This is a genomic window from Mycolicibacterium canariasense, assembly GCF_002101555.1.
GTDB classification, from domain to species: domain Bacteria; phylum Actinomycetota; class Actinomycetes; order Mycobacteriales; family Mycobacteriaceae; genus Mycobacterium; species Mycobacterium canariasense.
On sequence record NZ_LQOL01000007.1, the window covers coordinates 1 to 6,964 of the forward strand.

The window sequence follows — 6,964 nt, forward strand, 5'->3', positions numbered from 1 at the left end:
TTATCTGTAACGGGAATCGCTGTGTGTAAGACAGTGACCGCCCTTGGTTTGAGGGTGCGGAATCAACGAGGAACACAGTGTTATCTGTAACGGTGCAACCGGCGTGGGGGCGCTGTGGCGGGCCGCTGTGCGAGTGGATGGTGTGGCTCGATCAGCTGTTGTTGGCGTTGCCAGTGCCGCGTAGGCGGTGGATCTCGCCGTGGGCGGCCGCGAGCTGCTGGTTGAGTTCTTTGATTTCGGCTTTGAGAGCGGCGATGTCGTTGTCGTATTGGCGCTTCTGGGTCCTCAGTTGTTGACGCAGAGCTGCATCCACCGAGGATCCGCGGGTGGGCGCCTCGGATTCGCTGGCGGCGATCTTTGGTCGTGGTGTGGCGGAGGCGGCGCGGATTTGGTCGTAGAGGTCACGGTGGTTGTAGATCGTTTTGCGGGCGACCCCTGCGTGGCGGGCGACTGCATTGGGGTTGATGTCCATTCCGGCGACCTGCATTTCGCGCAGCGCCTTCTTGATCTTTCGTCGGGCGTCGTTGCGGCTTTTGGCGCTGGCTTTCCTGAGGCCGGCGGTGGAGCGGGCAGCAGTCATTGATCCGGGGTGCGGGGTCGCTGAGCTTTATCGAGGGCGGACTGGTGGGCGCCGCGGGTCTGGATTTGCAGCAGCGGCAGCCGTTTTCCTATCCCTGTGCCGGCGCCGGATACCGCCTCTTGGTCTGCGGTGGCCGACAGGCGTTCGATGATCGCTTCGAGCGAGCGCAGCTCGCGGCGGCGTTCGATCACCCAGATGTTGTCCTCGCCGAGTTCGCGTCCACTTCGTCGGCGATACTGGTCGCGGCGGGCGGCCAGCAGCGCTTCGGTGGCGGCGTGTTGCTGGCGTAGCTCATCGAGGTGGGTGGCGTCGGTGGCGAAGTGACCGCAGCCCAGACAGGCATTGCCCTTGTCGCACTGTTTGAGCGGCGGCAGCAGGCAGACCCCGTTGGGCAGGATCCGGTCGGTGCGGGCGCCGAGCTGCGTCATCTCATAAATGTCGCTGGGGCTGATGGAGATATCGGTGCCGTGGGCCCCGATTTTCTTGTGTTTGAGGAACTCTGACTCGGCGGTGGCCGCCAGGGTGGCCGCGTAGCGGGCGGTCATCTCGGGGCTCTTGTGTCCGAGGTAGCGCTGCACGACGTGGAACGGAACGCCATCGTTGAGCAGTTCGGTGGCCCGGGTGTGGCGCAACCGGTGGGTTTGGGTGAAGCGCAGTGGTCGGCCGGCGCTGTCGGTGAGATCGTGGCAGTCGTCGAGCTTGGCCAGCGATGTGCGGTAGGTGTTGTAGGAGCGGGGTTGCTGGCCGCGGTGCTGATTCTTCACGCCGAGGAACAGGTATCGGGGCGCCAGGTCGGGGTATGTCGCCTTCAGCCAGCTCTGCTGCTCGGTGATGATGTCAACGATGGCCTGCTCGACGAGGATGGTGGGAATGACGTCGTCGACTTTGGTCTGCTGGTAGCGCAGCCGGGCCACGAACGTGTCGGGATCGGCGTCGGTGGGGCGTTCCTGGCCCGGGATGGCCTGCAGCGGATCATGGTCGAGCATCAAGATCTCCGAGGCTCGGCGTCCGGTCAGGGCCTGCAGCAGCCAGATCCGGGCGGCCTGGGGGTCACCGAGGCCGGCGGCGACGGTGATCGTGCCGTCGGCTTTGGTCAGCACCACCTTGTGCCCGGCGGGGGCGGCCAGGACGTCGAGGTAGGTGAGCATGCGCTGTAGGTCTGCGGTGGCATACCAGGTGAGTTCGCGTTCGCGGCGGCGCTGTTTGGGCGCGTGTAGCGGTGACCACAGCACGGTGTGGGTCAGCGTGATGTCGCGCCAGCGCGGGTTGGCCGTCGCGGTCGCCGCGTCGGCGGCGTTGTCGTGCATGAACGTGTAGAACGCCTGGGTTTGGGCTTGCAGGGTGGCCACGGTGTCGGCGGTAAGGCGGTCGGACTGGGTGGCTGCGGCCGGGGAGCGCAGATACTCGAGATAGTCGAGGAACACGGTGCGCAGCTGGTCGGGATCGGTGCTGATCAGCGGATCACTGTGGTGGCCGTAGTCGTGGGCGAACCGGCCCAGCTGCGAGCCCAGGTTGCGGGCCCGGTCGGCGGCCGAGGACCAGACCAGCAGGTCGTAGGTCAACGCGCTGCGCAGCCAGAACCGCAGCCCTTCGCGCAGCCAGGCCGGTTCGATATCGCGCAGCCGCACGGCGGTGTCGTGGCGGGGTTCGTGGTCGCGGCGTGGGATCCGAGGGTCGGTGCGCAGATCCCAGATGTCGTGTTCCCACCACGGGGTGTCGGTGCAGCGCACCGATACCCACAGGTGCAGGTGTTCGATGAGGTGGCGGATGTTGCGCCGCGATCCCGCCGAGGGGAGTCGCATGTTGCGGCGCTGAAAGGTCAGGACCGCTTGGCGGAGCACGGCATTGGGGTCCAGGTCGGCGATGCTGGCGGGGGTCTTTCCGGTGCGGGTGCGGTGTTCGGCGATCGCGGCCGGCAGGGTGCGGGTCAGCCAGGCCAGCAGGGATGGTTCGATCTTGCGTAGCTGCTGGTCCCAGCAGGTCCAGACCCACCAGGCGATCTCGTCGCCGAATCGGGCGGGGGCGTCGGGGGTGAAATCGTGTGTGGCTCCGGCGCGGTGTGCTTGCAGGTAGAACTGGTTGCGCAGAAACACCTGATCACACGGGGCGCTGTAGATCGCATAGATCGGCCGGCGCCACGCTTCAGGGACTTGGGCCCACTGGGTCGCCCATGATCCCGCAGCGGGTGCGGGGGCCAGGGTGGGTGCGGGCGGGTCAGTCGGTGTGGTCATGGTGCAGCCCTTTCCAGCCAGCGACGTAGCTGCGCCATTGCGCCAGGGTGCGCATCTCGGCGTCCTCGGTGACCCATCCGTAGGTCGAGAGCGTGGTCTGGATATCGGCGTGGCCCAGGCGGCGCATGACCACGTGCGGCGGGGTTCCGGAGAGCAGCAGTGCGGTGGCGTGGGTGTGGCGCAGCCAGTGCGGTGACCACCGATCGGGCAGCACCCCGCCGGCGCGGTTAGTCACCGAATCGATTTTGGCGTAGACCGTTTCGGCACGCATGGCCCGGAAACGCTGCCCGTGGGTGAGATTGACGAACACGAAGTGAGTGTCCAGGTCGGGCACGTCCAGATCGGCGCCCTGGTCGACCAGATGCCACACGTAGGCCGAATACAGCGCCTCCAGATCATCACCGATGTAGATGCGTCGGGCCAGTAGCGTCTTGCCGCGGGCCCCGCGCGGATGGTCTTGTCGGGAGGCCACGTCGATGAACGGTGTCCCGCCGGCGCCGATATGAAAATCGTGGTGGCGCAGCGACAACGCTTCACCCAGTCGCATCCCGGTCTCGGCGAGCACCGCGAACAACAGCCGGTCCCGCAGCCCTGAGGGCGGCCCCGACCAGTCCTGTCCGGCCTGGGTGGCGCAGCCGTCGAGAATCGCGGCCACTTGGGCGGGTAGTAGCACCGGAGTGGCGGACTTGTTGCCGCTGCGCACCGTGTAGATGGGCCGGTCCTTGGAGCGTCGTGCGCCTACTCCGGCCAGCATCGGGATATATCGTGACCGCGATCGCTTGCCGCGGCTGGTGAACAGCCGCTGATACGGGCCGGCCAGCCCATGGGCGTCCGCGTGGTAGCGGTAGAACGCCAGCACCGCCGCGGCCCGCAGCTGGGTGCTCGCCGGGCCCAGCCAAACCTCTGGTGCGCCGATCCGGGCGGTGCCCGGCAGGTCCCCGGTGCGCAGGTAGGCCAGAAACTGCCCGAACAGGCTCGTACTGATGTCCTGCCAGTCGGTGCCGGTGTGTTCTAGCACCGTCCACCACGCCGCCAGGCCGGCCGCATACGCCTTCACCGTGTTCGGTGAGGCCCCGTCATCGCGCAGGAACTGCAGGTATTGCTCGGCTGCCTCGATCGGCAGGTGATCGGGGCCCAGCACGGTGTAGGTGTCGGGGGCGCCGGTCAGCGCGATCCGTTGTGTCCGTGCCATCCCCGATCCGCCCCCGCAATTCCCTGTTAGGCCTGCCGGCGGGGCCGGCGCAGCGCCACCACCGTGTCCCCGCGGTCCAGGATCGCCTCCTCGTCGAGCACCGTCGAGACGGTGTCCGGGGCCGCGGCAACTTTCGCGGGGGCGCCGCGCTGGCCGGCGAGGATGTCGGCCAACAAGTCTGTGGGGTAGATCAGGTCGTGGGCGGCCAAGGCCTCCACGCTGACCGAGCCGTAGCATTCCTCCATCCACCGGCGCAGCAGCCGGGGCCGCTCCGGTGTGCGGGCATTCCAGCCCGGTTCGGTCTTGCCCCAGGTGTGCCCGGTCTCGGAGTTGATCCGCGTGTAGAGCTGGCGCTGCAACGTATCGGCGCGGACCTCATCGATCAGCTTCGACTCGCGAAGGTGAATGATCAACGCCCCCAACGAAATCCGCCACTTCACCTTCGCGTCGACCAGATCGCTGAGCGTGGGAACCGGCGGCACCTCTTTGGCGAGCACTTCGGTCGGGGCCAACAACTCCGAGGCGAACCGGGAGGCTTCGCGCTCCTGGTCATCGCTGACATCGCCATAGCGGTGCAACAACAAGTGCCCGATCTCGTGGGCGACTGTCCAGCGGGTGCGCTCCCAAGAATCCAACGCCCGCAACAACACCAACGGACGTTCTCGATACTCCCCGGTCCGCGCCGAGCACCCCAGATGCTTCTCGGTCAACAACCCGGCCGGCCCGTCCTCATCGGTGTCCCAGTCCACCACTCCGGTGGAACGTGAGTGCTTCATCCGCATCACCACCGGCACCCCGGCAGCTTCCAGCTCGTAGGTCAGCGACTTGATCGGCACCCCGGGCGCCACCCCCAGCCAGCGCCGGGCCTGGGCGGCCGCGGTCACCACATCGGTGCCCGCCGGCAACGGCTCCAGCAGCACCGGGGGCAGCTTGGCCACCGCATTGAGCTGCCCGAGCAGATCACCGACGACGTTGGCGAACACCGCCAGGTACTCCTTCTCGGTGACCGTGGTGGACTTGGGCGCCCGGAACAACAGATCCCGCGCCGTCACCCGCGATGCCGGTGCGGTCGTGAAAAATGCTGGCGGGAAACGCAACAACGCTGTCAGCCGATCGAAATCGGTGGACTCCAGTACCGCGGTCTCGGACTGCTCCAACCGCGTCTGGCGCGGAGAGCGCCACCCCAGATGCTCCATCACCGCGGTGCCTGACAGTCGTCGCAACACCCGGGCCTGGCGGACCCGTGTGCCGAACACCTCTACCGACGCCATCACCGACCACCTCGTCCCCACACGCGCCCGGCCGGTACCAGCTCATCGTCTACGCCTCGGCGTCCCCGGTCTCGGAAGCATTCCTGGGCAAGAACTGCTCGAAGTCCTCGCGCACGTCCTCGTCGTCCTCGGCCACGATCTGCCGCTCGGCAACGGTCTTCGGCCGAATCGCCAGCGGCAACGGCTCGAACCCCAAAATCCGCTCCTCGCTGGTATCCAGATCGGCGACCACCGCCAAGATGCCACCACCCACCGACAACCGGCCCGGGGTCTCCCACCAGTACACAACCAGCTCGTAATCGTCGCCGATCCCCGCCGGCCCGAACACCCGCTGATCCTCGGGCTCGCCGGCGTCGAGCGCCATCTGCTTGCCCGGCTTGGACTTCGGCATCGACTGCGGGGGTAGCGCACCGATATCGGCGGCCCGCTGCGGGCTGATGTGACGCACCCGCGCCCACGCCATCCCCGCATCCCCGATACGCACCGACGAACTCGGGCCCGTCGACATCCGCAACGTCGACCCCGGCCCGCACGAGGCGCCCTCTGGCGCCGCTGGCGGGGTCGGGGCCTTCGCGCTCTGCGCGTCGATGCCGTTCATCGCCAGCACATGACTGCGCACGTCCTGGCACAACGTCCCGCCCTGAATCTGCATCGGGTCGGGAAACACGCCGAACCACCGCGCCAGCGAGGCGTCGAATGCCACACCGATCTCGCCGAGCAGCCTCGCCAACGCGAGACGATGCAAGGCCACCAGCTGTCTCGCCAGTTCCACCGGAACCACCATGGCGGAAATACTGCACGGTTTTTCCTACACCCTTTCGGAGGCGCGCCGTGTGTCGGGTCAGCAATTCTGCGTTGCTTAGCATCCTGCAAGTATACATGTATAAATGGTTGTGAGCTGCACAAATCATGCGTGTCGCGCTGCTTTCTGGCCATGAAGAGCGTTGCGCGCATGCCGCTCCGCGTCCCGGCGGCTCGAATGGCCGCAGTCGGCCTGTGTGGGTCGAACGGTGTGTTCCTTCACTGTGGCCACAGTGAAGATAGTGACGCATGAGGTCTCGTCGCCCGGGGAGCTGGTGCACGTGTGTCGCGTTGGATGGCACGGCAGATGCGATCACCCGTGCGCCGAGGCCGACCTGCCACGTTCTCGATCCCGCTGGCGGCCCAGTGAATGGTACGGAAAGTGAATGGCAGGCAAACAGATCGGCGTTGCCGGATGTGGTGTGCCTGGTCGGCGCGGTAGCCGGGTCGAACACTGCGCGGCAGGCCTGCCCACCCTCTACCGTAGGCACCGGACAAGACCAGACCATCGGAAAAGGGGGGCCGGGTGTCCACGTCGCGCAAACCGCCGGTGCGTAAGGCGCCCGATGATGCCGCCCTGGCCTGGGAGCTGGCCGCCACCGCGCGCCCGTATCTCAGCAGAATCGACGCCGACCGCATCTACATCACCCTGGGCATCGGCGAGACGTTCGCCGCGATCGAGGCCCTGATCACCGCCATCGCATGTAACGACATTCCTCTCGACGACGAACTGATGGCCGCCACCGCCAGCTGGCTGGACTGCTACCACGGACAGAGCGCCGAACCACGCCTGCGACACCTTCTCACCAAGGTCATCGCGTCTGCGTCGCCACAAAACACGCCCGCCGCCCGCGAGCGAACCGGTCCTGGGCCGCACGCAGCGCCAGAC

The 6,964-nt window shown here is 66.9% G+C and carries 6 protein-coding genes; 1 reads left to right on the forward strand and 5 read right to left on the reverse strand.

The window, feature by feature from the left end; translation table 11 throughout:
- Positions 1 to 151 precede the first annotated feature (151 nt).
- From AWB94_RS00990 to AWB94_RS01010, 5 genes are read right to left on the reverse strand one after another with little or no spacing between them, the layout of a single operon-like run.
- Complete coding sequence (locus tag AWB94_RS00990; RefSeq protein ID WP_016343893.1) at positions 152 to 580, reverse strand: hypothetical protein; 429 nt, start codon at positions 578 to 580, stop codon at positions 152 to 154.
- The gene (locus AWB94_RS00995) at positions 577 to 2,811 is read right to left on the reverse strand and encodes a tyrosine-type recombinase/integrase (protein WP_062656019.1); all 2,235 of its coding nucleotides are present in this window, start codon (positions 2,809 to 2,811) and stop codon (positions 577 to 579) included. Before AWB94_RS00995 ends, AWB94_RS00990 begins: the two co-directional genes overlap by 4 nt.
- Positions 2,795 to 4,003 carry a tyrosine-type recombinase/integrase gene (locus tag AWB94_RS01000; RefSeq protein ID WP_061265649.1) on the reverse strand — a complete coding sequence of 403 codons (1,209 nt, stop codon included), beginning with the start codon at positions 4,001 to 4,003 and terminating at the stop codon, positions 2,795 to 2,797. Before AWB94_RS01000 ends, AWB94_RS00995 begins: the two co-directional genes overlap by 17 nt.
- 26 nt (positions 4,004 to 4,029) lie before the next feature.
- Positions 4,030 to 5,274: an ImmA/IrrE family metallo-endopeptidase gene (locus AWB94_RS01005; RefSeq protein ID WP_062656018.1), complete on the reverse strand. Its 1,245-nt coding sequence runs from the start codon at positions 5,272 to 5,274 to the stop codon at positions 4,030 to 4,032.
- Between the two features lie 49 nt (positions 5,275 to 5,323).
- Positions 5,324 to 6,058, reverse strand: coding sequence for a hypothetical protein (locus AWB94_RS01010; protein ID WP_016343889.1), 735 nt, complete (start codon positions 6,056 to 6,058; stop codon positions 5,324 to 5,326).
- Between the two features lie 543 nt (positions 6,059 to 6,601).
- Here AWB94_RS01010 and AWB94_RS01015 point away from each other — a divergent pair.
- The coding region (locus AWB94_RS01015; protein WP_062656017.1) for a hypothetical protein at positions 6,602 to 6,964 on the forward strand (363 nt) is incomplete at its 3' end.